This window comes from Microbacterium sp. Bi128 (assembly GCF_918698205.1).
This window is the reverse complement of record NZ_CAKKMM010001296.1, coordinates 1-1,440: the sequence shown is the minus strand read 5'-3', so window position 1 is coordinate 1,440 and position 1,440 is coordinate 1. Positions and strand designations below refer to the sequence as shown.

Annotated in this window: 1 protein-coding gene and 1 pseudogene; both read left to right on the top strand. The window is 64.4% G+C overall.

Annotation, left to right across the window (positions count from 1 at the left end; all coding sequences use genetic code 11):
* A pseudogene (locus LQV45_RS32145) lies at window positions 1-345 on the top strand (amino acid ABC transporter substrate-binding protein); the annotation flags it as partial.
* A 295-nt stretch (window positions 346-640) separates the two neighbouring features.
* Window positions 641-1,440: chaperonin GroEL (gene groEL / locus LQV45_RS32140; RefSeq protein ID WP_230011579.1), on the top strand; the 800-nt coding region annotated here is incomplete at its 3' end.

Genomic DNA, 1,440 nt, shown 5'->3' with positions numbered 1-1,440 from the left:
ACGTACGACGCCGTCGTCCTGGCCGCCGTCGCCGCCGCCGCCGCAGAGGACGACGCCGGCACCTCCATCGCGGCGTCCCTCGTCGCGGTCTCCGGCGGAACCCCGGCAGCAGGCGGAACCGGGGCCGGCGGCAGCCAGCCGCCCAGCGAGTCATGCACGAGCTACAAGGACTGCGTCGGCGTCCTCCGGGCAGGCCAGCGGCCGGACTACGACGGCCAGTCCGGACGGATCAACTTTGATGCCCACGGCGACATCACCGAAGCGAACTACATGGTTTCGACTTACGGCGAGGACAACCTGCCCACGGTGGACGGCACAGAAGCCGCGAGCAGCAGCGGCGGCTGATCGCTCGTAGCGTATTGTGCCCGCGTGGCGGCCGGTTCCGGCCGGCCACTGCTTGCACTCTCCCCGGGGGAGTGCTAATTATTGATTTAGCACTCCAGCGCACTGACTGCTAACACGACGCCCGGTCCGCCCGGCCGCGAAGTGGGGCAGCCGGTCCAGGAGCTAAAGAAACACCTTGCTGGGGTGAGATCCCGGACCCGGCGGCATACAGAGGCCGCGGGGTTGGGATCGTCCGTCGCGGGCACCACAGCGAAGGTTCATTCTTAACGACTGTCCCGAAAGGACTACTGCCGTTATGGCCAAGATCATTGCATTTGATGAAGAGGCACGCCGCGGTCTTGAGCGGGGCCTGAACATCCTCGCCGACGCCGTCAAGGTCACCCTCGGCCCGCGGGGACGCAACGTCGTCCTCGAAAAGAAGTGGGGCGCCCCCACGATCACCAACGATGGTGTTTCCATCGCCAAGGAGATCGAGCTGGACGATCCCTACGAAAAGATCGGCGCCGAGCTGGTCAAGGAAGTTGCCAAGAAGACGGATGACGTCGCAGGCGACGGCACCACCACGGCAACCGTGCTGGCACAAGCCCTGGTCAAGGAAGGCCTGCGCAACGTCGCGGCCGGCGCTGACCCGCTGTCCCTCAAGCGCGGCATCGAGAAGGCTGTTGACGCGGTCACCGTCGAGCTCCTGGCCTCCGCCAAGGAAATCGAGACCAAGGAAGAGATCGCCGCCACCGCGTCCATCTCCGCCGGCGACAACGAGATCGGCGCCCTGATCGCCGAAGCCCTCGACAAGGTCGGCAAGGAAGGCGTCATCACCGTCGAGGAGTCGAACACGTTCGGCCTCGAGCTGGAGCTGACCGAAGGCATGCGCTTCGACAAGGGCTACATCTCCGCCTACTTCGTCACCGACGCTGAGCGCCAGGAAACGGTCCTTGAGGATCCGTACATCCTGATCGTCAACTCCAAGATCTCCAACGTCAAGGAACTGGTTGCTGTCCTGGAAAAGGTCATGCAGTCCAACAAACCGCTGCTGATCATTGCCGAAGACATCGAGGGCGAGGCCCTGGCCACCCTGATCGTCAACAAGATCCGCGG